23 protein-coding genes and 1 pseudogene are annotated in these 22,982 nt (G+C 44.2%); 15 read left to right on the top strand and 9 right to left on the bottom strand.

Features of this window, described 5'->3' with window-relative positions; translation table 11 throughout:
- The first annotated feature begins 207 nt into the window (after positions 1 to 207).
- The 4 genes from TW77_RS16580 (at position 208) to TW77_RS16565 (ending at position 3,246) form a co-directional block, all read left to right on the top strand.
- Positions 208 to 840 (top strand): c-type cytochrome, encoded by a 633-nt coding sequence (locus TW77_RS16580; protein ID WP_046006096.1) that lies wholly within the window; start codon positions 208 to 210, stop codon positions 838 to 840.
- Between the two features lie 647 nt (positions 841 to 1,487).
- Positions 1,488 to 2,138, top strand: coding sequence for a class I SAM-dependent methyltransferase (locus TW77_RS16575; protein ID WP_046006095.1), 651 nt, complete (start codon positions 1,488 to 1,490; stop codon positions 2,136 to 2,138).
- A 22-nt stretch (positions 2,139 to 2,160) separates the two neighbouring features.
- The gene (gene yihI / locus TW77_RS16570) at positions 2,161 to 2,736 is read left to right on the top strand and encodes a Der GTPase-activating protein YihI (protein ID WP_046006094.1); all 576 of its coding nucleotides are present in this window, start codon (positions 2,161 to 2,163) and stop codon (positions 2,734 to 2,736) included.
- A 3-nt stretch (positions 2,737 to 2,739) separates the two neighbouring features.
- Positions 2,740 to 3,246 (top strand): DUF2489 domain-containing protein, encoded by a 507-nt coding sequence (locus TW77_RS16565; protein ID WP_046006093.1) that lies wholly within the window; start codon positions 2,740 to 2,742, stop codon positions 3,244 to 3,246.
- Positions 3,247 to 3,260: 14 nt separating this feature from the next.
- Here TW77_RS16565 and TW77_RS16560 read toward each other — a convergent pair whose 3' ends face one another.
- The 6 genes from TW77_RS16560 to cutA all read right to left on the bottom strand — a co-directional run bounded on the left by TW77_RS16560 (position 3,261) and on the right by cutA (position 9,011).
- Positions 3,261 to 4,154 carry a DMT family transporter gene (locus TW77_RS16560; protein ID WP_046006092.1) on the bottom strand — a complete coding sequence of 298 codons (894 nt, stop codon included), beginning with the start codon at positions 4,152 to 4,154 and terminating at the stop codon, positions 3,261 to 3,263.
- Between the two features lie 169 nt (positions 4,155 to 4,323).
- Positions 4,324 to 5,664 (bottom strand): acetyl-CoA carboxylase biotin carboxylase subunit, encoded by a 1,341-nt coding sequence (accC, locus tag TW77_RS16555; RefSeq protein ID WP_046006091.1) that lies wholly within the window; start codon positions 5,662 to 5,664, stop codon positions 4,324 to 4,326.
- A 21-nt stretch (positions 5,665 to 5,685) separates the two neighbouring features.
- Positions 5,686 to 6,144 carry an acetyl-CoA carboxylase biotin carboxyl carrier protein gene (gene accB / locus TW77_RS16550; RefSeq protein ID WP_046006090.1) on the bottom strand — a complete coding sequence of 153 codons (459 nt, stop codon included), beginning with the start codon at positions 6,142 to 6,144 and terminating at the stop codon, positions 5,686 to 5,688.
- A gap of 19 nt (positions 6,145 to 6,163) precedes the next feature.
- A complete protein-coding gene (gene aroQ, locus TW77_RS16545; protein WP_046006089.1) occupies positions 6,164 to 6,625 on the bottom strand; it encodes a type II 3-dehydroquinate dehydratase in 462 nt (153 codons plus the stop codon).
- Positions 6,626 to 6,861: 236 nt separating this feature from the next.
- Positions 6,862 to 8,691, bottom strand: a complete 1,830-nt coding sequence (locus TW77_RS16540; protein ID WP_052713237.1) for a protein-disulfide reductase DsbD — start codon at positions 8,689 to 8,691, stop codon at positions 6,862 to 6,864.
- Positions 8,691 to 9,011, bottom strand: coding sequence for a divalent-cation tolerance protein CutA (gene cutA / locus TW77_RS16535; protein WP_046006088.1), 321 nt, complete (start codon positions 9,009 to 9,011; stop codon positions 8,691 to 8,693). Before cutA ends, TW77_RS16540 begins: the two co-directional genes overlap by 1 nt.
- Positions 9,012 to 9,185: 174 nt before the next feature.
- On the opposite strand from cutA, the gene TW77_RS16530 reads away from it, so the two are divergent.
- From TW77_RS16530 to TW77_RS25230, 5 genes are all read left to right on the top strand, one after another.
- A complete protein-coding gene (locus TW77_RS16530) occupies positions 9,186 to 9,692 on the top strand; it encodes an FxsA family protein (RefSeq protein ID WP_046006087.1) in 507 nt (168 codons plus the stop codon).
- A gap of 144 nt (positions 9,693 to 9,836) precedes the next feature.
- The gene (locus tag TW77_RS16525) at positions 9,837 to 10,124 is read left to right on the top strand and encodes a co-chaperone GroES (protein WP_046006086.1); all 288 of its coding nucleotides are present in this window, start codon (positions 9,837 to 9,839) and stop codon (positions 10,122 to 10,124) included.
- 61 nt (positions 10,125 to 10,185) lie between these two features.
- Positions 10,186 to 11,835 (top strand): chaperonin GroEL, encoded by a 1,650-nt coding sequence (gene groL / locus TW77_RS16520; protein WP_046006085.1) that lies wholly within the window; start codon positions 10,186 to 10,188, stop codon positions 11,833 to 11,835.
- 227 nt (positions 11,836 to 12,062) lie between these two features.
- Positions 12,063 to 13,259 (top strand): tyrosine-type recombinase/integrase, encoded by a 1,197-nt coding sequence (locus tag TW77_RS16515; protein WP_082078955.1) that lies wholly within the window; start codon positions 12,063 to 12,065, stop codon positions 13,257 to 13,259.
- 733 nt (positions 13,260 to 13,992) lie between these two features.
- Positions 13,993 to 14,142, top strand: coding sequence for a hypothetical protein (locus TW77_RS25230; protein WP_156158696.1), 150 nt, complete (start codon positions 13,993 to 13,995; stop codon positions 14,140 to 14,142).
- A 1,696-nt stretch (positions 14,143 to 15,838) separates the two neighbouring features.
- Here TW77_RS25230 and TW77_RS16510 read toward each other — a convergent pair.
- Complete coding sequence (locus TW77_RS16510; protein WP_205623883.1) at positions 15,839 to 16,057, bottom strand: helix-turn-helix domain-containing protein; 219 nt, start codon at positions 16,055 to 16,057, stop codon at positions 15,839 to 15,841.
- 128 nt (positions 16,058 to 16,185) lie between these two features.
- On the opposite strand from TW77_RS16510, the gene TW77_RS16505 reads away from it, so the two are divergent.
- From TW77_RS16505 to TW77_RS16495, 3 genes are all read left to right on the top strand, one after another.
- Positions 16,186 to 16,656 (top strand): hypothetical protein, encoded by a 471-nt coding sequence (locus tag TW77_RS16505; protein WP_046006083.1) that lies wholly within the window; start codon positions 16,186 to 16,188, stop codon positions 16,654 to 16,656.
- 428 nt (positions 16,657 to 17,084) lie between these two features.
- Positions 17,085 to 17,483, top strand: coding sequence for a hypothetical protein (locus TW77_RS16500; RefSeq protein ID WP_046006082.1), 399 nt, complete (start codon positions 17,085 to 17,087; stop codon positions 17,481 to 17,483).
- Between the two features lie 54 nt (positions 17,484 to 17,537).
- Positions 17,538 to 17,846, top strand: a complete 309-nt coding sequence (locus TW77_RS16495) for a hypothetical protein (RefSeq protein WP_046006081.1) — start codon at positions 17,538 to 17,540, stop codon at positions 17,844 to 17,846.
- A gap of 738 nt (positions 17,847 to 18,584) precedes the next feature.
- On the opposite strand, the gene TW77_RS16490 is transcribed toward TW77_RS16495, so the two are convergent.
- Together TW77_RS16490 and TW77_RS16485 are read right to left on the bottom strand one after the other, a co-directional pair.
- Positions 18,585 to 19,574: a hypothetical protein gene (locus TW77_RS16490; protein WP_052713235.1), complete on the bottom strand. Its 990-nt coding sequence runs from the start codon at positions 19,572 to 19,574 to the stop codon at positions 18,585 to 18,587.
- Positions 19,575 to 19,587: 13 nt separating this feature from the next.
- Positions 19,588 to 19,809, bottom strand: a complete 222-nt coding sequence (locus tag TW77_RS16485) for a hypothetical protein (RefSeq protein WP_046006080.1) — start codon at positions 19,807 to 19,809, stop codon at positions 19,588 to 19,590.
- 559 nt (positions 19,810 to 20,368) lie between these two features.
- Here TW77_RS16485 and TW77_RS16480 point away from each other — a divergent pair.
- The 3 genes and pseudogenes from TW77_RS16480 to TW77_RS26055 all read left to right on the top strand — a co-directional run bounded on the left by TW77_RS16480 (position 20,369) and on the right by TW77_RS26055 (position 22,908).
- Entirely contained in the window at positions 20,369 to 20,626 is a 258-nt protein-coding gene (locus TW77_RS16480) for a hypothetical protein (protein ID WP_046006079.1), read from the top strand.
- Between the two features lie 1,559 nt (positions 20,627 to 22,185).
- Positions 22,186 to 22,518, top strand: a pseudogene (locus tag TW77_RS26060) (phage integrase SAM-like domain-containing protein); the annotation flags it as partial.
- Between the two features lie 159 nt (positions 22,519 to 22,677).
- Entirely contained in the window at positions 22,678 to 22,908 is a 231-nt protein-coding gene (locus TW77_RS26055) for a site-specific integrase (protein ID WP_082078954.1), read from the top strand.
- Positions 22,909 to 22,982: the final 74 nt, after the last annotated feature.

Below are 22,982 nucleotides of genomic sequence, written 5' to 3'. Positions count from 1 at the left end.
GCAGAAAACGTGCCAGAGAAATTAATATCGTGTAGAATGTAGCAATTGCAACGTAAAACTCGAGTCCGTTGACTTTGTCTGTGCCAATTAGTGCACATTTAGCAAGCTTGGTCAGTCGGTCTCAAATAAGATTTGCCCACGCAGTAAAAGAAACGAGGCTTTTTCGGCTGGGGTCAAAATTACAGGGTCGGAAACAGAGAATTTACCATGAAAAAAATAGCATTAACTTTAACTATGTTGCTAGGGTCCTTGTCAGCCAGCAACGTCGCGGCATTTGATGGCGATGCGCAAGCAGGTAAAGCAAAGGCTGCAACTTGTGCGGCGTGTCACGGTCCGGATGGCAATGCTCCTGTTACTATGTATCCGAAAATCGCTGGTCAGCATGCGGATTATATCTACAAGCAACTGCAAGAGTTCAAGCTAGGTATGACCTCAGGTGGTAAAGAAGGTCGTATGGACCCTGTGATGAGCGGCATGGCTATGCCACTGTCGGATCAGGATATGAGAGATTTGTCTGCTTACTTTGCGTCTTTGCCAATGTCGTCAGGTACTACACCTGAAGATGTGGTCGAAGCGGGTCAGAAACTTTACAAAGCCGGTGATGCTGAGCGTGGTATTCCGTCTTGTGCTGCATGTCACGGTCCACGTGGTAATGGTACGTCTCTGTCTAAGTTCCCGAAAATCTCATTCCAGCACCCTGAATACATCAAGGCGCAGCTTGAAAAGTTCCGCAGCGGCGATCGTAACAACGATCCAAACGGCATGATGGGTGACATCGCGAAGAAACTGACTGACAAAGACATTGAAGTATTATCTAAATACTTAGGTGGCCTACACTAAAGTCGTATAGATACAAAACAGACCCAGTGTAAACTCTGGGTATTGTAAAAAAGGCAGCAACCAGGCTGCCTTTTTTTGATCTGGCGCTGTGAGATATATCTCAACATGCTTGTAAGATATATGCTTATAGTCAGTGTAAGAATTGACTTAATTTCATCCTGTGTTCAGTTGTAACCCTTTGTAATAAAATTGGTTTAATGTTGTTCTAAAATATTCAGGTAATAATTTTGTTATTGTTTAGTTGTAACTGTTTCAGATCGGCGTAGATTATTCGTTGTCGCCAGATAATACAAAAACAGGGACAATTCGTATCGGAAGCGTCGGTGGCAAGATTAGGTATTCTCTTTGAATACGCAGGATGACCAAGAAAGAGTCAGGAAGACCGAAAATAAAAAATGCATTGGAAGTTTGATAACAATAACAATATGGAAAGTGTTCACGGAAGTGACAATAAAAACAAAACGGAAGATACCACAATAAAAATAATAATGACTTAAAAGTCGAAGGGAGAAGTGTCCAGTTTGTGACGCTCAGATTAGTAAGCGGTAGAGAGCAATCTCTGCCGCTTTTTTATTTGTGTGTGCATATTTGTTCACTAATTGATTGCTGTTACAATACGGCCTTTAAGGCATTTCGGTTTATCTCAGTTGCAAAATCCACAGTCATGGCGTTGCGGCCTTTGTGAAGGCGACTCACTGACGCACTACCATCAGGACAAATTCAGAGACTACTGGCAGTGTCAGTGTTGCAAGCTGGTGTCTGTCTCCCCCGAACAGCGATTAAGCGCTGAGCAGGAAAAAGCCATTTACGACAGCCATGAGAATGATCTGATGGATCCCGGCTATCGGCGATTTTTATCCCGGCTGGCTGAACCGCTGTGTGGGCGCTTGGCGGCGGCCCAATCCGGCCTGGACTTTGGCTGCGGGCCGGGGCCATTGTTGGCCAAAATGCTGACCGAAGCAGGCCATCGGATGGCGCTATATGATTTATACTATGCCAATGATCCCAAAGTGCTGGATCAGCAGTATGACTTTATTACCTGTAGTGAAGTGATAGAACACCTGGCCCAGCCTGGTAAAGTGCTGCACCAGCTGCTGGCCATGCTCAAGCCTGGCGCACCATTGGCATTAATGACTAAGCTGGTAATAGATCCAGCACGTTTTGCAAACTGGCACTATAAAAACGACCAAACCCATATCGCGTTTTTTAGTCGTGAGACGTTTGCCTACATTGCAGAGCAATTTAATACCCAGGTTGAAGTGATAGGCAATGATGTCATCATTTTGACTAAGCGATAGTACAGAATGAGTAAAGACTAGTATGACCAGAAAGAAGAAATCCCGTAAGGTGGGCAACATTGGCACACCGAGGCTGAGTAAAGAGAAACTTCAGGAGCTGAGAGCGCTGAAAGAGCAGCGCAACAAAAAGCACAAAGGTAAAAAACCGGGTTCACGTAATGCACAAGAAGCCAAAATAGAAGAGAGTAAGGCTTCGGGTAGCAAGAAGGATCCGCGTGCGGGCAGTAAAAAACCGGTTGCGCTGGTACCTCAGCCACAGCAGGCCAGCGAGCCTAAGCTTAATCGTGACCTCAAACCTCAGGTGGAGCTGAAGAAGGTCGCGCCAGTGGCATTAACGCCGGAAGAAGAGCTACGCCAACTGGAAAATGATGAGCGACTGATGGCGCTGTTAGAGCGTCATGAGCGTGGTGAGCTAATAACCGGCAAAGATGCCAAGTACTTCAATAAGTCGGTGGCACGCCATCAGGAGTTATGTGAGTTACTGGGCATTGATGATGAGTTCGAAGAAGCTGATATGCCTCAGGAAGATGAGCTGGATCAGTGGATGAGCAATGATCTGGCCAATGAGTGGTTAACAGACGAAGACGAGGAGCGTTAAACTATGTGGATAGCCGCGATTGTGGTAGGCGCGTTGATCATCGCCGGTCTGGCATTTTACGCCGGCAAGCTGCTGTGGCAGCTTAAAGTACAGAAAGACACGATTGCAAAATTGCAGCAGGAGCAAAAAGAAAAGCTGGCACGCTCTCGTCAGGAGCGCAATGCCAAGCTGTCCGATAGTATCAACCTGATAGCCAAAGCAATGCAGCAAAAGCAGTGCGAGTACTCTGAGGGTTGTTTGCGGGTGTGGGTGCTGATGTCTCAGTATAGTTTTGATGAAGAGGTAGAGCTGAGTCAAAGCTATCCGGGCGTGCATGAAATGTACGAAGAAGTCAAAGAAATGCCGACCCACGAAGCACGCAAAAAATACAGCAAGAAAGAGATCTATAAGATGGATGCGCAGCGCTGGCGTGCTGAAGAGCGACTGGAAGCGCAGATCCTGGAAGACTGCGACAAGCTGTTGAGCCGGTTTAAGCCACTGCCAGGCAGCGAAAACGTGGTTTTTCAGTAGTTAAACAGCAGGCTTTACCGGGCGCGCGCAGCGCGCTTTGTTTGCCAGGTGGCGGGTGAAAACCCCGTCACCAGCATAGTTCCACCTAACACCAAGATCATCCCTCCCAGTGTATTGATCCCAACCTGTTCATCTAATACCAGATAGCCCCATACGATGCCGAACAGGGGAATTAAGAAAGTAACCGAAAGCGCAGAAGCCGCACCTACGTCTGAAATTAATCTAAAATACAGTAAGTAAGCAATGCCGGTACAGATCACGCCCAGTGCAATAACGGCAGAGATTTCCGTGCTATCTGGTACTGCCCGCATGGGTATAAAAGGGAGCAATGGCACCAGCCAGACAACGGCGGCCCACATGCTGCCATGGGCATTATCAAACGCAGCAATCTGTGGCGCGTTTTTAGCATAGTTACTCGCTACACCGTAACTCACGGCGGCTAGTACACCTGCCAGGACCGGCCAGATCAGCGCTTCTGAGACAAGTGTCTGGTCCCAGCCAACCAAGATGATCACGCCACATATCCCCAGCACCATGCCGATCAGGGACTTCACTGAAAGAGGCGTTCGGTGCCAGAAAAAAGCGATCAAAGCACCCCAAATGGCAGCCGTCGCGTTTAAAATTGCCAGCACAGAGACTGTCAGGGTTTGCGCCGCATAGGCAAAGAGCACGAAAGGTAGCGCTGTATTGAGTAATCCCAAAATAAAATAGTGCCGGGCGTGGGCGCGAAAATGCAGAGATCGCTTCAGGTACAAGGCTGTCACGAGCAAAGCAAGTGCGGCAAAGCTCACTCGGAATTCGATCAAGTAAGCCGGTCCAAAGGTCGGCGCGGCAATGCGCATAAACAAAAATGAACCGCCCCAGATTGCAGCCAAACAGATCAAACGTAAAAAACTGGATAAAGTCATCATCTTCTCTTTTACTGAGTCAGTCTGTAAATCAGGTGAACTAATGTAATTAAAGTGACGGAAGTGGCATCTGGATGCAATGAAAAATATGCAGTGAGTTCTGAAAGTGTCTACACGGGGGGGGCGAGCAGATTAACGCAGGGGAATGACATCCCCTGCGTAGACGGGCTTACAGGCCCAGTTTCTTTTCCAGGTAGTGGATATTGGTACCACCGTTTTGGAAGTTTTCGTCCGCCAGAATTTTCTTGTGCAGCGGGGTATTGGTTTTAATACCGTCAATCACAAGTTCATTCAGGGCGTTACGTGCACGGGCAATGGCCACGTCACGGTTTTCACCGTAAGTGATCAGCTTGCCGATCATGGAGTCGTAATGCGGTGGTACTGTGTAGTCAGCATAGATATGGCTGTCCCAGCGAATGCCCAAACCACCTGCCGGGTGGAAGCGCGTGATCTTGCCTGGAGACGGAATAAAACTTTCCGGATCTTCGGCATTGATACGACACTCAATGGCATGGCCACGAATTACAACGTCATCCTGAGTGATAGACAGCGGCTGACCTGCAGCAATTTTCAGCTGCTCTTTGATTAGGTCAACGCCAGTCACCATTTCAGTCACCGGATGCTCTACCTGAATACGGGTGTTCATCTCAATGAAGTAGAATTCACCATTTTCGTACAGGAATTCAAACGTACCAGCACCACGGTAACCGATTTCGATACACGCACGCGTACAACGATCACCAATGAACTTGCGCATTTCTGCGGTAATACCTGGTGCAGGCGCTTCTTCTACCACTTTCTGGTGACGACGCTGCATTGAACAGTCACGCTCGCCCAGGTGGATGGCATTGCCCTGACCATCCGCCAGTACTTGTACTTCGATATGACGTGGGTTTTCAAGGAATTTCTCCATGTAAACCATGCCATTACCAAAGAATTGCTGTGCTTCTGTCTGCGTTAGTGCGATAGAGTCTAATAACTCTTTTTCGCTCCGTACTACACGCATACCGCGACCACCACCACCACCGGCAGCTTTGATGATCACCGGATAACCGATACGCTTAGCGATTTGGACGTTACGCTCGTTATCTTCAGTCAGCGGGCCGTCAGAACCCGGTACACACGGCACGCCAGCTTTACGCATTGCTTCGATTGCAGAAACTTTATCACCCATCAGACGGATCGTGTCGCCTTTTGGACCGATAAAGACAAAGCCGCTTTGCTCAACCTGGTCGGCAAAATCGGCATTTTCAGACAGGAAGCCATAGCCTGGGTGGATAGCAACCGCATCGGTTACCTCTGCCGCAGCGATGATACGAGGAATATCCAGGTAGCTCTCGCTGGCAGCGGGTTTACCAATACAAATGGTTTCGTCTGCAAGTAGCACGTGTTTGAGGTCACGATCGGCAGTTGAATGCACTGCAACCGTTTTAATCCCCAGCTCCTTGCAGGCACGCAATACGCGAAGCGCAATTTCGCCTCGGTTTGCAATGACTACTTTATCTAGCATAGTGTTAACCTTCCAGGGGCATTATTCGATGATGAACAGAGGTTGATCAAACTCAACCGCATCGCCATTCTCAACCAGGATTGCTTTTACAACACCGGCTTTATCAGATTCGATTTGGTTCATCATCTTCATCGCTTCAACGATACACAGTGTGTCGCCCACGTTAACTTTTGAGCCCACCTCTACGTAAGCCGCAGCAGTTGGAGAAGACGCTGAGTAGAAAGTACCTACCATAGGTGATTTTACCTGATGGCCGGCAGGCGCGTCGCTGGCTGCAGCTGGTGCTTCCGCGGCTGGTGCTGGAGCTGCTGCAGGCGCTGGTGCTGCTGTTGGTAGTGAGTATTGCTGTGGCTGAGCAATAACCGGCGCGCTGCTGTGACGGTTGATGCGTACCGACTCTTCACCTTCGGTGATTTCCAGCTCAGCAATGCCTGATTCTTCTACTAATTCGATAAGTTTTTTGATCTTGCGAATATCCATAACTTGACCCGCCTGTTAGTTAATTTGAGTTATCTTGTTTGCGCAGCTTGGCTACGGCCGCCATTAATGCCGCCTCGTAGCCCAGCGCACCTAATCCACATATAACGCCCTGTGCCACATCCGAAAAGTAGGACTTGTGACGAAAGGGCTCGCGTGCATAAACATTTGATAAATGCACTTCATAAAACGGAATGCTGACGCTCAGTAAGGCATCTCGCAAAGCAATACTGGTATGCGTAAAAGCGGCTGGGTTGAAGATGATGCAATCAACACGCTCATACTGCGCATGAATATGCTCAATCAGCTCTGCCTCGCTATTGCTCTGAAAGTGACTTAGTTCAACATTCAAATTTACCGCGCTTTGCGTCAGGCTCTGCATAATGTCTTTCAAGGTCCGGGTGCCGTACTTGTCCGGCTCGCGTCGGCCCAGCATGTTCAGGTTTGGGCCGTTTAGGACTAAAATCTTCAAATTTGTAGACATAATGCGTGAAATTCCTTTATTTAGAAAACAAAGCGACTTTTTTCGAAAAAGACCTTGTTAACTTAAGCGTATGCACGGTAAATAGCAAATATTTCTCACGTTCGTGAACTATTATAGAGAGTTCAAGGTAAATAGCAGCAAAATACTGGTCTAATCAGCATAGGAAGAGACGAGACACAGAGGCAATTCTTCAGGCCTCTGTGTCGTGGGGAGCAATTCTTTCGCTAAAAAGCAGGTTACAGCACGTATTGGCGTACTTTTTCGAGGTGAGCGGCGAACTCGTCGGCATCCTGGAATCCGGTGATGCGCAGTTCGGGGATCTCATTGCCCTGGGTATCAAAGAACAAAATGCTGGGCAGACCGAATACCGTAAATGCTTCCATGATCTCTATGGTGGTATCGTTACTTTCGGTCAGATCGAGCTTTAACGTATCGAAGTAGGCAAACTGCGCCTGTACCTGCTCGGTAGGAAAGGTGTATTTTTCAAACTCTTTACAGGCCACACACCACTCGGCATACAGATCTACCATGGCGATTTTACCGTTACTGTTCGCTTGCTCGACTGCCACATTCAGCGCAGCCAGGTCGTCCAGCAGTCTGAAGCCTTGCTTGGTGTCATTTTGCGCCACGCTTGCCTGAGCTGTTTCAGGGGCCGGGAAAACCACGCTTCTGGCTGTCAGCAAGCCAACTACGAATAAGCTGGTTGCCATTGCCCAGAGCAGGGTTTTGCCTTTGCCTTGAGCCTGTCCGCTCTGCCAGTGGTGCAGATACAATGCGGTTGCCACCGCCAGCACCGACGCCAGGCCCAGAATAATATTAAAGTCGAGGATCCGCTCCAGCAGGATCAGCGGCACAAACAGCATGACAAAACCAAACAGGGTTTTGACCTGCTCCATCCAGCCGCCGGCCTTGGGCAGTAATTTACCACCTGAAGTACCCAGCAGCAGCAGCGGCAGACCCATTCCCAGGCTCAGCGCGTACAGAGTCAGGCCACCGACCATAAAGTCACCACTTTGGGCGACATATAATAGTGCCGCTGATAATGGCGCTGTGGTACACGGGGAAGCGATCAGACCGGATAAGACGCCCATAGAGAACACGCCAACATAATTACCGCCACTTTGTTGGTTACTGATCTCGGTCAGCTTGTTCATCATACCGCTGGGCAGTTTGATTTCGTACCAGCCGAACATGGTAAAGGCCAGCAACACAAACAATAAACTAAAGCTGATAAGTACCGCCGGGTGTTGCAGATAGCCCTGTACCTGGCCGCCAAAATAGGCCACCACTAAGCCAAGTGCGGCATAGGTTACGGCCATGCCCTGAACATAAACAAAAGACAGGCTAAAGGCCTTTTTGGTCGACAAATGTTGCTGTCCGGCGATCAGGCTAGACAGGATTGGAAACATCGGGAAGACACACGGGGTAAATGCCAGACCCACGCCCACCGCAAAAAACACTGCCAGGTTGGTGAGCAGTGATTGCTGCGCCAGTCGCTCCGTGAAGCTTAAATCGTCGCTATTAGCGGATGCAGCCTCAGGCTGGCTGGTTGCTTCGGCGGGTGGGGTTGCATCAGCATCGCCGCCACTGACGAGTACAGTTAAAGGTACTGTGATCACTTCGGGCGGGTAACACAGCCCGGCTTCGGCACAGCCCTGGTAGCGAATCTTGACGACTGCACCGTCTGTAATATTGCTGAGCCGGGAGATCACGGCAAATTGGTCAAAGTACACTTCGGTTTTGCCAAAAAATTCATCCTCGATCATTTCGCCCTGTGCATATTCGGGCACCGAAATGTCTGCCCCTTTGGCGATGATCTCCAGTTTCTTCTTATATAAGTAGTAGCCGGGCGCAATATCCCAGCCGGTAAACAGCACTTTGCCCTGCTGGTCGAAGTCGAACTTAAACGCTTCTTCGACGGGTAAAAACGTTTGCTGCTTGGGAGCGAGCAAGCTATCGAGCACAGTGGCATTGCCTGCCGCCTGGCTGCTGGTGCTTAGCAGCATTAACAGGGCGGTCAAAACGGCCAGTATGCCGCTGGGTAAAAAGCGCGTCAGCATTCGCATTAATTCAGTACCTCATCAATCCAGTTAAAATAGTCCCGCGATCCAGCACAGACTTCGATGACCTGAATTTCAGGCACATCGTATTGGTGCAAACGGTGAATGGTCTCCATGACGGCCTCGACCAAGTCAACATGCGTTTTAATCATTAACTTGTACTCGCTGTCCTGAGTGACCTCACCCTGCCACACATAGATGGACTCAACGTTTGGCAAAATGTTCACACAGGCTGCCTGTTTATTTGCCACCAACTGCCTGGCAATGTCTTGGGCCTGCGCATGAGTGCCACAGGTGGTCATGACCAATCGGTAAGGCGTCGTCATGGTTATCCTTTCACTTGAGCTAAATTTGCTCTAGTGTAACCAAACATGCCGGGTATCCCAAGCGCTTCACCTGTCGTTTCAGCGCATTAGTCGTGTGCTTTGCCGTGCCTGATGCGCGGGCTTGAAATAAGACCCGAGGACCCATACATCTATTTCAGTTATTTTGGAGATCCTATGTTTAAAGTCCTTTTTCTACTCTTTATTGTTATTCCCATCGCTGAAATAGCCCTGTTACTGCAAGTCAGTGAAGTCATCGGCGGATTTGCCACCCTGGCACTGGTGATCCTCACGGCGGTACTAGGAGCGCGCCTGGTCAAGCAGCAAGGCCTGGGTGCCTATGCCAATGTGCAACAACAAATGGCACGCGGCCAGTTACCTGCCAGCGATCTGTTTGCCGGTATTTGTGTGATCATTGCCGGTGTATTGCTGATGACACCAGGGATCATGACTGATGTGCTGGGCTTTATGCTGCTCACGCCGGCGATTCGCCAGAAATTAGCCAAGGCGCTGCTGCAACGTGCCACCGTGCAGGTGCAAAGTGGTGGTATGTTCAGCCAGCAGAGCACACAGCAACAGGAGCAGCAGTTCGATCCGTTTGCCGGTCGCACTTCTGGTCATGGCCAATCGCAACGTGATGAGGGGAATACCACGTTAGAAGGTGAGTTTAAGCGCAAGGACTAAAAAATTTGAAAAAAATGCTTGGGTTTTGATTTGCCCATCCCCATAAAGTGAAGCAACTTAGAAATTAATTAGCCCCTTGTAAACAATTCAGTTTGAGCGGGCAAACATCTTACACTATGTATTCTGTCACTGGAGAACTGACACATGAACATTCGTCCTTTACACGATCGCGTTATTGTTAAGCGTCTTGAAGAAGAAACTAAGTCTGCTGGCGGTATCGTTTTAACTGGTTCTGCTGCTGAAAAATCAACCCGTGGTAAAGTGGTTGCTGTGGGCAACGGCCGCGTGTTGGACAATGGTGAAGTGAAATCATTACAAGTTAAAGCGGGCGACACAGTCTTGTTCGGCTCGTACGTTGAGAAAACAGAAAAAATCGAAGGTCAGGAATACCTGATCATGCGCGAAGATAACATCCTGGGCATCGTAGAATAAGCCTGGTCGTCGCACTCAACATTTAACGGTTAATCGAAAAGAATTTAGAGGAATAAACATCATGGCAGCTAAAGAAGTTCGTTTTGCAAATGACGCTCGTACAAAAATGCTTAACGGTGTAAACGTACTGGCAGACGCAGTAAAAGTAACCTTGGGTCCAAAAGGCCGTAACGTGGTACTGGATAAGGCGTTCGGTGCCCCTGTTATCACTAAAGATGGTGTATCTGTTGCAAAAGAGATCGAACTGGAAGATAAGTTCGAGAACATGGGAGCCCAGCTCGTTAAAGAAGTCTCGTCTAAAGCAAACGATGCGGCGGGTGATGGTACTACGACTGCAACGGTACTGGCACAAGCTATCGTGAACGAAGGTCTAAAAGCTGTTGCTGCGGGCATGAACCCGATGGATCTGAAGCGTGGTATCGACAAAGCTGTGATTGCAGCGGTTGAAGAGTTAAAAGCGCTGTCTGTTCCTTGTTCAGACACCAAAGCGATTGCTCAGGTAGGTACTATCTCTGCAAACTCTGACAAAGAAATTGGTGACATCATTGCAGAAGCAATGGAAAAAGTAGGTCGTGAGTCTGGTGTTATCACCGTAGAAGAAGGCCAGTCACTACAGAACGAATTAGACGTTGTTGAAGGTATGCAGTTTGACCGTGGTTACCTGTCTCCTTACTTCATCAACAATGCTGAAAAAGGCCAGGTTGAGCTGGACAACCCACACATTCTGTTGGTTGACAAAAAAGTATCTAACATCCGTGAATTGCTGCCAACTCTGGAAGCCGTTGCCAAAACCAGCAAGCCTCTGTTGATCATCGCTGAAGACCTTGAAGGTGAAGCGCTGGCGACTCTGGTTGTGAACAACATGCGCGGTATCGTAAAAGTTGCAGCGGTTAAAGCACCAGGTTTTGGCGACCGTCGTAAAGCAATGTTACAGGATATTGCTACCCTGACTGGCGGTACGGTTATCTCTGAAGAGATTGGCCTTGAGCTTGAAAAAGCAACGGTTGAAGACCTGGGTACTGCGAAGCGCGTTGTTATCACTAAAGATGACACCACTATCATTGATGGTGCGGGCGAGCAGGAAGGTATTGATGGCCGCGTTGCGCAAATCAAAGCACAAATCGAAGAAGCGACTTCAGATTACGACAAAGAGAAACTACAAGAGCGTATGGCTAAACTGGCCGGCGGTGTTGCAGTGATCAAAGTTGGTGCCGCAACTGAAGTTGAAATGAAAGAAAAGAAAGACCGCGTTGAAGACGCCCTGCATGCAACCCGTGCTGCGGTTGAAGAAGGCGTAGTACCTGGTGGCGGTGTTGCACTGGTTCGTGTTGCAACCAAGTTGGCTGACTTGACCGGTGACAACGAAGAGCAAAACCACGGAATTAAAATGACTCTGCGTGCATTGGAAGCGCCTTTACGTCAAATCGTATTCAACGCCGGTGATGAGCCTTCTGTTGTAATTAATAAGGTGAAAGACCATAACGGTAATGTAGGTTTTAATGCCGCAAATGGTGAATACGGAAATATGATTGATATGGGCATTTTGGATCCGACTAAAGTGACGCGTTCTGCACTGCAATACGCAGCGTCTGTTGCTGGCCTGATGATCACCACAGAAGCCATGGTTGCTGAAATTCCGAAGGAAGAAGCAGCGGGTGCCCCTGACATGGGTGGCATGGGCGGCATGGGTGGTATGGGCGGCATGATGTAATCTGCCTCCTATGATTCCATAGAAACTCATAACGTTTCAAAAACCCCGTAAAATACTGTTTTACGGGGTTTTTCTTTTTGTTGAGCTGTTCAGCTTGTTTCACAATAGTTCATGAAGTTTCAATTTTTCGGGGGTATAAAGTGGGGGATCACCATTTGCTAAGCGATGCTTTTTAGTATTAAATGAGGTGCATACCCCACAATTGATACCCCTAGAAGGAATGGACTATGAGTTTAACGGCGTTAGAAGTGAAAAGTATCACTTGTCCAGAAGGCAAAAAGCAAATCAAGAAATTTGATGGTAATGGTTTGTTTTTGCTAGTAAAAAGTAATGGTTCAAAATTATGGAGGATGCGCTTTAAGCTATCAGGAAAGCACAAAGAGTTGGCTTTAGGTCAGTACCCCACGATACCCCTCGTTGAAGCAAGAAAGCTGGCAGAGGAAGCAAGGGTTTCTCTGATTCAGGGGATCAACCCAATAGACGAAAGAAGAGAGCGTAAACGAAGCCACGCTGCAATTGATAGACAGTTTCATGCCGTAGCTATGAATTGGTGGGAGCAACAAAAAGACTCTTGGTCGGCTGATCATCAAGCTCGCGTAAAGCGTTTTATTACCAATGATTGTAAATCTCTGAGCAAACTACTTGTTGAGAAAATTGATGCAGGCCATATAACCGAAGTTATGTTGTCTATAGAGGCATCAGGGAGCCCTAAAAAAGCCCCTGTGATACTTTCAATCATTAATCGCATCTTTGGCTATGCCCTGGCTCACAGGCTGACCAGATATAACCCAGCTCAAGGTTTACCACTTAAAGACATTATTAAACCACTACCAAAAGTACGCTCACACTCTGCCATCATTAAAGCGAGTGAACTTGGGAAGCTCATTTATGACATAGATACCAGTCCCACAGGGAGCTTTTGTACCGTTGAAGCCTTGAAGCTTATCCCAAGGTTATTTCTCAGACCGAATGAAATACGTAATTTGAAGTGGGAGTACGTTGATTTTGATGACAAGCTCATTCGCATCCCAGCCGCAGAAATGAAAAAGGACCGTGATCACCTCGTTCCACTCTCAAAACAGGTTATCAAGCAGCTGAGATATATACAGGGCGTTACCAGCTACTCTGTCTATGTTTTCCCGAGCCAAAGGGATAGTAGTAGACCCATGAGTAAGAATGTTATGACAAACCGCTTGAGAGACTTAGGATATGCTGCTGATGTAATGTCTGCTCATGGTTTTAGAAGTACTGCTTCAACCATACTACATGAGCAAGGTTGGAATCATGACGCAATAGAAGCTCAACTCGCTCACTTAACTGGAACGAATACATCAAGGGCATATAACAGGTCGATGCACTTACCTGAGCGCAAGAAAATGATGCAAGAATGGAGTGACTATTTAGAACGAATTTCAAGTAAATAGTTATATGTTCATAAGCCACAAGTTGTTGATTTTGATATTTTAGTGAGGTCTTTTGTCTTCAAAAACCTCAGCAGAATGCGAACTATTTACAAAATTAAAAAAAGTTGTATAAATTAATGTTGAGTTAATAGGTACTGAGTATAATTGCTTCGCCTAAGACGTCTGGCAATTATATATTTACTAACTTTTTTTGATGAAAAAAGAAACATTTCTTACGTCCATTTCAATCGACGTGTATCAACCGAATAACAGTGGAAAAGCTTGAGAACGTTCAAAAGTATTTTATGACTTACTGAATTTGAATATGAAACAGATCCAATGAATTATCAAGATGGTTCGTTTGTGTGCCGAAGATGGAGGATCTTTACGTATGATATAGTAAAGTTGAAAACAATTTTCCTCCTTTACACTCATTGCATTGATGAAACTGCTGTACACAAGCGACACAATGAAAACGCATTTAGATTTTAATAAAAACAGCATGATACGATTTGTTTGAATGATGAATAATTGGTTTTTTCAACGCACGTTGCGTAAGAAAGTAAAAGTTTCTCACAGGCAAAGGCATATCTATATTTCATGAAAAACATGAAGCTGAAAAAGTGAACTCATGAAGCAGTTCATTTACTCGGAAGTCTGTTCAGCCACCCCCGAAAATGCCATCGTACTTCTTGATCCGCATTGAGATATGTCGAAAGAAATAGCGAGATTCAAGGAATTTTCGGACGAAAAAATGGCGGACAGATTGGTGTATATCGATCCGTCACTCAGTACGAGTGCCTACCCATCAATTAATCCATTTTCTTTTGTCGATACTCACGAAGACAGTATGAACCTCATGGCACAAGAGATCATCAAAATACTTAACGTGTTGCTCAAATGAACGACGACAACCAGCCAAATGAATGCGATTTTGTACCCATGTGTTTCAACTCTACTCAGGCGAAAAGACAGCTCGCTGATAGACCTGAAACGATTTATGAATGATGATGAAAACTCTGATCTTATTGAAGACTGATTGAAGCTAGAAAACCCGATTCATCGTTGATTCTTCATTAAAAAATTCAAAAGTAAATCATTGGGAATAAGTAAGCATGCTATAGAAATGAGGCTGCAAGTCTTACTAAATGACCCCATATTGCAGCGATTACTCACCTGAGCTCATTCGATAGATCTAGAAAGCTTGATACAACAGAGAAAAATCATCATCTTTAGACTGCCACTATGAGAGCTGGGAAGTGACAGTGTTGAAGCCTACTGACGCTTTATCGTCGCGTTGCTGCGTGTGATTGCACTCAAAAGAGCCAAAACACTCAGAGTGAAAAGAGTTCCAACCTTTTTGTTTATAGACGAGTTTCATAATTTCATTTCTTCTGACCTTGAAAAAGCGTTAACCCAGTTGCGTAAATACAAGCTGTACCTTGTCCTGGCCAGCCAATACATCTGACAATGCTGAGACAAGTACTTGCAAAAAGCACTGTTGTCAGTATGAGTGATTATTGCCTGACAGAACGAACGAAAAAGCCGAAAGGCCATTGAAGACGAAACCGCCATTGTTTCGGGCGAAATAGAAAACTTGAAACATTGAGAATTTTGGGTACAGTCATCAATGGTACGACCATTTAAAATTAGGGTGCCAAGCTTTCTTTTAAATAACGCTCATTCCATGCCGTATACTCTGTGGAAACAGATACGTAAGATTCAACTATCTAAATATTACTTTGAGAGAATAGTGAATTTTGAGCCAAATAGGCTCACAAAACACATCGACCTTTCGGGATTATCTCCTAAATATTAGAGCCTTGAAATTAACAATCGCACAGAGTTATGTGCTAGAAGCACTAGCGACATTTCAATACCTTACATCGCAGCAACTCAGTTCTATCTTACCGAATGTAAGCGTCTCAACGGTGAACCGTTACTTACGATCTTTAAGGGAATCAGACAGGCCTTTGGTGAGGGTGCTAGAGTTCGGATTTGTACCATGAAAATGACCCCTCGCTCCTGTGTATTGTCTGACGGAAAGAGGAGCAAAGTGACTGGCAAAGCAGTGAAGGTATTCATTAGAAAGTATTAGAAGACCACTAGGGCGAAGTTGCTTCTTTGCAGCTGATTATTATCATCGAGTCGCGACCATTGATTTCAAAATATCGTTTTTTAAGTGGATACGTAGGCAGTGATATACATTGAACTTCTTTCATTGCTACTTCGAGCGAGAGTGAAGTAATAACACGCTCAGTGGGGCTACTTCCAAGTCAAAAGCTTTGCTCAAGGCCTGAGATCTGCAAATAATCCCTGATGCCATTATTGGCTATCAAACACCACAGTGAGGCAAGCTCACGCTATTTGAGCAGCATATGGGTAGAGATGCCAAAAGAGCGCTCCAGCAAATACAGTGGCACTGTTTCTTTCTATCTCTGTGAGTGGTGAATAAGAAATACGGTTCACACAAAAATAGCTGTATTTACTATGTGTTTGAGCACAAGTCATGTATGGAAGCGGTGGTTCGCAGGCTGGAGCAGTTGAGTTGATTTGCTAAGTTTCGACCGTATTTTCGTTTTAAGACAATGCAAGAGGACTTAAGTGTCCTGGTTGGCTTGTAGTTCTTTATCTACCAATTCGACCAGTTCTGCGGGTGTGCATTCCAGTACTCTTGCCAGATCAAACACCGTAGCGAGAGTTGGTTGGAAGACCCCTTGTTCGAGTTTGGAAATATGGGCTCGGTCAATGTCTGCCTCAAGCGCTAAGAGTTCTTGAGACATCTTCTTCTTACCATGCTTTCGAACATTTCTCAGCACTCGGCCAAAGGCAATTTTTATATCCAACGCTGATTCCAATCAATGCTCTAAAAGTATTGGAATGTTCAATTTTTGTGGTATAAATTACCACGGGGTATACCCCTCAAAATTAAATAAGGAAGGATATTATGAATAAACTCGCTCATTCACTGGCAGCTCTCTTTGTATACTTCATTTCAACTTTTGCCCTCTCAGCTGAGCAAGAGTCGGTCTATGGCATTGATTACCATAAAATTACGTATCCGAAGATCATTGCTGATTTTATGTATGGTATAGAGCCAAAGCTGATCCAGTACTACGACACTTTGAATTTGACCGAAGAGCAAAAGGTTCAGTCACTTAAGGGGATTGCTGGAAGTTTGACTTTGAATCATATGTTTAAAACACTGGTGGAAGATATTGCTGCAACTGATCCAGAAGCTACGTTTGTTTTTACGAAGCTGCCGAAGGACGATTACTCAAATCTACATTTGCTCGCAGAGTATTTCCGACAAAAGAAAGAATACAAAGATAAGACGGGGGTTGAGTTAACGGAAGAAGAAGCCGAAAGTACCCAAAAGTTATATAAAGCTTTGTTTGGTAAAGATTATAATCATTAACTATCAGTCATATGGAAAAATTGGAGGAACAGCTTTCACTGGCTGACATGCAACAACAAGAGCTCATGAAATCGCTTTCGTGAAAACTTGATGAACAATTGTGAATAGGTGGCGTAAGAGAATTAGGGGACAAATATTTGCAGTCACTTGATGCAAATATTCAAGCCTGAAATGAACCATCAAAAGAATTCGCACAATACCAGCTTCGTATTGAGTGATTGAAAAATCTCACAAGATACAGCAAGAGGAGCTGATATGAGGCTTTTATTGAGCTGCTGAAGAAGCAGGAAATATCGTCTGTTGACTCATTGCTGCTAACAATGAGTCATAGTAGAGAATCAATACAGTATATAGAACAGAACGGATTCCCTACTAATAAAACATCTATTGATCTATTCAACGAGAAATTCTGAACTAAATTATCAGTATTGATTGAAGCTGATAAACAAGTGCTCAACTCATATGAAGCCTGTACTGAAAGACTCATAAAACTTCATGACCAGCTTGATCATACTGAGCTTGCAGGCTCTAAAATATTAGCGTTGCTGAGTAGGCTCAAAGATGGCGATACCGAAGCGTACACGCAAATTAAAGAGCTATTGCTTAATGATCCTAATGAGCTGAAAAAGCTCTTACTATCAGCCAAAAAAGCGGATTCAAAGAATCCCCAATCCCACATATACAGAGAAATTACGCTCACGTTAATTGATATTGACCCCAGCTTTGGAGATAAAATTAGAGCGTTTGAGGACAAGTACTCATCAAATAAATCGTTAGAAACCAGTTACCTTTTATCGCTTTCTGGTAGCAATATCGAAAGGGTGTGAGATTCGCTGATATCGCGCGGTGACGAAAACGAAATCATAGCGATAGATATGTGAGTGAACCCACCTCTCAGGGAGATATCACTGGATGGTGATTACGCCATTGAATCAAATTTTCCACTTGCTGATTTGCTCAAGCCTGAGCAGGAATACCAAAAGGTCTATAAAGACACCATGCCCAAAATAAGAGCCGCAGGTTTTTTAAGGACTCAGGCAATTCAGGAGCACATTGAAGACCTTATGCAACATAGTTCAGGGGTGTCTGAAATAAAGTCTGCATTGAGCAGGTGTTATCAAATAGATGTTTCTTTTATTAAGAGCATGGATGATCTCAAACCAAGTAATCTTGCTAGTTTCATGCAATGATTTCAAAACACACTCGATACTGCGATGGAAAAGTACAAAGCCTGACTTGATGTAGCGATCCAGGCTAATCGTGAAAAAGTAAAAGAGCAGGACAAGCGAAAAAGGGAAATACTCCAGTTTGTTCATTGAATTGGTTTTGATCTCATAGATCAGTATTTTACTGACTCACTTATCCAAGAAATCAAAAGCAACTCGTTTGATGTTCATGGTTTGCATCTAGATCCGAATCGTCTTGATATCGCCAATGGTATGTTTGGTGAAAGTCCGAGTGAAGCCGGTGGTACAAGATGGAAGAAAAACCTCATTGCGTTCTACAACAAAATGATAACCTGAAGCCCTGATAAGCCTCTATCTGTTATCACGCATATTTCAATGTGATGAAAAGTAGAGGACAGAACTCAGATGCAGCATTTGCTAAGGAGCTACGGACTGCTCACTGAAAGTGGGAGTTTTAATAAGGAAAAAGCGAGGGGGAATTTGGGTAATAATATAGGTTAGCACCACATAATAAACAGTTTTAAGAAAGGAATTTTTATTGTTATAGAGTCATATAGTGTACTAATAATATCTGAGCTTATAGTTTTGATGAATAGAGTGGACTTCACCTGACAAACAGCTCTGAGCGAAAGTCGGACTATCGTTCAAGCTCGTTTCTGGACAAAAGTGTGCTAGGGCATTTGCACAAGCACACTAATGGAAGATAAGAAAAAGTAACTTGAAACACTGAAGTGCTTGTTATCACAACTGAGCTTTCACCGCTTCTGAGATCATATTTACTTCTTTCATATAGCCAGAGAGCATACCCGATGGGAGTTTATTGAAGTAATCATGTAAGCATCCAGCTATGGAGGCTCCCTCGCCAATATTCCGTGCTAAATCTTCCGTTAAGCTTTTAGCGTGATTCAACTGGTTAACATACACCTCATCTCTGTGTTTTTTGTTAGGCGAATTCTTCGGATTTTTTGCAAACTCCCGCAGAAGTTGCAAACCCTGAGGTATCTCATTTTGAATTAATAATAATATACTTTTGTAATAACGGGCGCTTGAATAGTAAGATACTTCGATTAATTGATTCAGCATTGACTCTATCACATTAACATCCTGGAGTTGGAACATTCTTTTTAGCAGATCAGAGTCAAATATCGTCATAAATGCATAGTCACACCCACTATCGGCAGCAATAATCAAGCAGCGAAGCGCTTCCACCACATTGCCTTCATTTAAAAGAAAGGCCGCCATTGCATAAGCTGCGCCTACATGACCACGATTATGTGCCATTGATAGCCACAATAGACAGTTTTCATTTAAGCCGTCACTCAATACCATACCAATCCAATACATAGCACCAACATGGCCATTACTTGCAGCTTTATTGATTAATACTTGCTCTTCTACGGAGCGCGGTCCATTGGCAAATAATAAGGGCAGACAAGACTCGTTTATACGGTTCTTAAGAAATTGAATAAGCTCATCCCATCCACAACCATAGTCATTTATAGATGACTGATTTAAATGCTTCTTCGGTCCAGTTGAGGAGTTAATCGCGTCATACTCTACTTTTTTTGCCTTCCTATAACTTCCTGCCGTCGTACCACATGGAAGAACAATGTCGTCAGTATGAACAGTGTACATTGCCTCTGTGAAGTCACTATGAAGATTTTTTAGCCACCCACCAACCTTTAAAGAATATGATTTATTATTGTGCGAAATGACAACGTGATGCTTCATCCTGTTTACTCCCTTAATTATAAGTACGATCACAGTAAGCTTGCGCTGCAAATAGAGCTTGTTCCCAAGTCATTTGCGGATGTTTTTCCATAAAATCCAATGCGATATTCATCAGTAATCGTTGAACCCCGAGAGTACCTGATTCCATCATTTTTTGCTCATTGTCGATCCGGGAAAGAACTTGCCCTTTACGTTTGCGAGAGTCAGAAGTAGATAGCTTGATGATTTGTGACATGAATATTGCCTCCTATAAGGTGAGAGGCAGAAAAGGAAAGCACAGACCCGCCTCTCATAAATTAAATGAGATAGAGAATCCGTTACTTGCTTTCGCTGGCTACGAACAAGCCAAATTGGAGAATACATACGAATCAGAAAAAAGGCAATAGCACAAGTGCTTAATTTACATGCGTGACAGCAGTGATTCGGAGGCTGATGTTACCTCAATCCTGTTGACACATTACTGATATTAGGACAAGTGAGTCAAGTGACGATTTGGTGAAATAAGTAGTAAATCTATTGAAACAAAGAATGGGGCAGAAACGAGTTACGCCTGTAGATCTGTTTATGGTACAAAGCAGCTACCCACTGTCAGGTTAGATTCAACCCTTAAGATCAGATTTAACAGATCAAGTTAAGATTTAATCATAAAGTCTAGTAATTATATCGGTTGACCCTGCGAGTCAATAACCGATTTTCCTACGTGCCTTGTAAAATAACGGTTCTTTGACACCTTGCGTCATACCGATGTTTCATAATCACTTTATTAATTAATTTCTTGAATTATGAGAAATACGGTGAGTGAACTACAAGGTTACTTTTGTCCATTTGGATCTTTAGATATTCGTGCGATTTGTAAGATTGGTGATGATCTTGATATGAATGAAGGTGAGCTGTTCGAAATTATAGATGATTTTCGTGAAAGCATTGGCTCTGAAAGTTGGGATAATATTGATCCAGTGTACTGCGTGCTTGACTATGTGTTGCAAGAAGCCAGAAACAGAGTGTCAGAGGTAACTGGCTATGACTTTATCAATGATTTTTCAGGAGCATGAACAGAAATATATGTGCATGGTAACTTCATGTGCAGTAGCTTTGATTACTCTGAGGCTGCAATTGAAGAGCTTGTCAGCAATACTTCATGACATACTTCAGAGTTAATGGACGATAAATTTTGCAAATATCTTTTCGATGAACTGGATATTTCAGGGGCGTAGCCCCTGATCTTTTATGATCTATTTTACACCCTTTTTAAGTAACCCATCATATGCAAATAACAGAGCTATTCAATTGATTTAAAAAGTACTTTCTCGTGGCGAGATGAAATAAGGCTAAAAGCTATATGAGCGTGTTGAGCACCATCAATCTACTTGTTTCATACAAAGGGGCGGAATCTCTCTGATACTATACCAGAGACGTGTTGGAAGACTTCCTGACAGAGACAAGTAAGTTGAGATGCTGGACTTCCAAAACATACAGAAATCATTGGCAAAACCTAAAGTCTTTTTTTGTCCGGTGTGAAATTGTGGGCTACGTTAAAACAAACCCCGTACTCAGTGTGCCAAAGCCTAAACTCGATAAGCCTTTGCCCAGGTTTGTTTCAGAAGCAGACATCAAAACGATCATCTACGAAACCGAGTATTACCCATGGAGATATTCACTTGAAAGGTCACGCAACAGCGCGATAATTTTCACCCTATTGCTTTCGTGAATGAGACTCCAGGAAATGTTGAACCTTACCACATCAGACGTCGACTTTTGAGAAAAGGAAATCCTCATCAGGAAAGGGAAATGAAATAAGGACCGAATCGTTCCTATCAACCAAAAGTTGCTTCCTCGACTCAAACAGTACCATGAGCACAGGAGTAGAAAGCTGAAGCCCTCTCAATGGTTCTTTACAAGCGTGAGATCTGGTAAACAACTCACTCAGAAGAACATAGCGACCATTTGTCAAAAAATCAGGTGTGCAGCATGAGTGTATTTTTCTCCGCATATGCTGAGACACACATTTGCTCGTATGGCAATTGATGCAAAGGTGAACTTGTTTGCAATTAAAGAGGTTATGTGACACGCAGATATTAGCACTACTCAGAGGTATTTATCGATTTCAAAAGAAACACTGAAAAGACAAATTTCTGATGTTAACTTTTTTATTTGACATTAAAAGAATTATCAATAAGATGCTTTGGCCTTATGGTTGTTGGATGAAAATTCAATAATTACAAATTTTACCGAAATTTGCGTAAATTAAGTTGTGAGGTGAAGAGTAAGCAGTCGTTTATTATTCCCTTATTAAAGCCAAAGAACATCTAAGCTATAAGAGCTTATATGCTCTTATAGTTCTGTCGCGGAGTGGAGAAGTGGTATCTCGTCGGGCTCATAATTAAAACCCTGCCGAAACCATTTTTATTAGCAGCGATAGAATTAGCTATTTCTAGCTTAAAAGTACGTGAAAATTAATTGAAATTTGTATCCGATGACAAAAAGGTAACACCTGAAAGTCATCGTTTTTTTATGTTTTAATTTATTTTTTATGTTTCAAATCGAAGAATTACATAACAAGTTTTGCAGGTACTGAGAAATATTTAATTGATACTCACCGAGAACGGTTCAAGCGTTCAAACACAATTTTGTACTGGTCAGAAAATACAAATCAATTGAAAAAATTCATGAGCTGGACAAAGCATATATCGAATCCTTTATCATTCACGCAAAGATTGACAGAGAGTGGTCTCCTAAAACCATAAAAAATAGCCTCTGTTATCTCAGCCTGTTTTTGAAACGGTGTGTGAATGAAGGCTATATTGATGAAAATCCAACTCAGAAGATCGCTCGCCCGAAAGTTCCCAGGAAAGAGCTAAGAGGCCTATCAGCAGAAGAGGCTACCAGCCTCATTGAGTATGCTAAAAACTTACCAACATCATACTCTTATTACAGAGACAGGTGAGTCGCAATTATTGCAGTCTTTCTCTATACCTGAATTCGTTTCAGTGAGCTGATAAACATCAAAGTCTCAGATATGGATATTGAACATCGAGTGCTGCACATCAAAAACTGAAAATGAAGCAAAGATAGACTCATTCCTATGCCTTGAGCTCTAGTTGATATCCTAAAAGGCTACATAGCTCAGCGAAATAGACTGAAGAAAAAGTGCATCTACTTTTTTACTTCGAGTAAATATGACACTCCGTTGAGCTATGACGTACTCAGACGTTACATTTCCACACTCAGAGAATATAGCGGCATATATTTTTACGCCCACAAGCTTCGCCGTACCTTTGCTACGTTGATGCTTGAAGGTGGCTGTGATTTGTACGCATTAGCCAAAATGATGTGACACAGTGATATAAGCACCACAGAAAGGTACTTAAGTGCAACCGTCTATCACTTACAAAGACAGGTCAATAAACA

Source organism: Pseudoalteromonas rubra (assembly GCF_000967655.1).
Lineage (GTDB): Bacteria > Pseudomonadota > Gammaproteobacteria > Enterobacterales > Alteromonadaceae > Pseudoalteromonas > Pseudoalteromonas rubra_A.
Note: the sequence above shows the minus strand (reverse complement) of the source record. Positions and strands in the feature narration are given on the sequence as shown.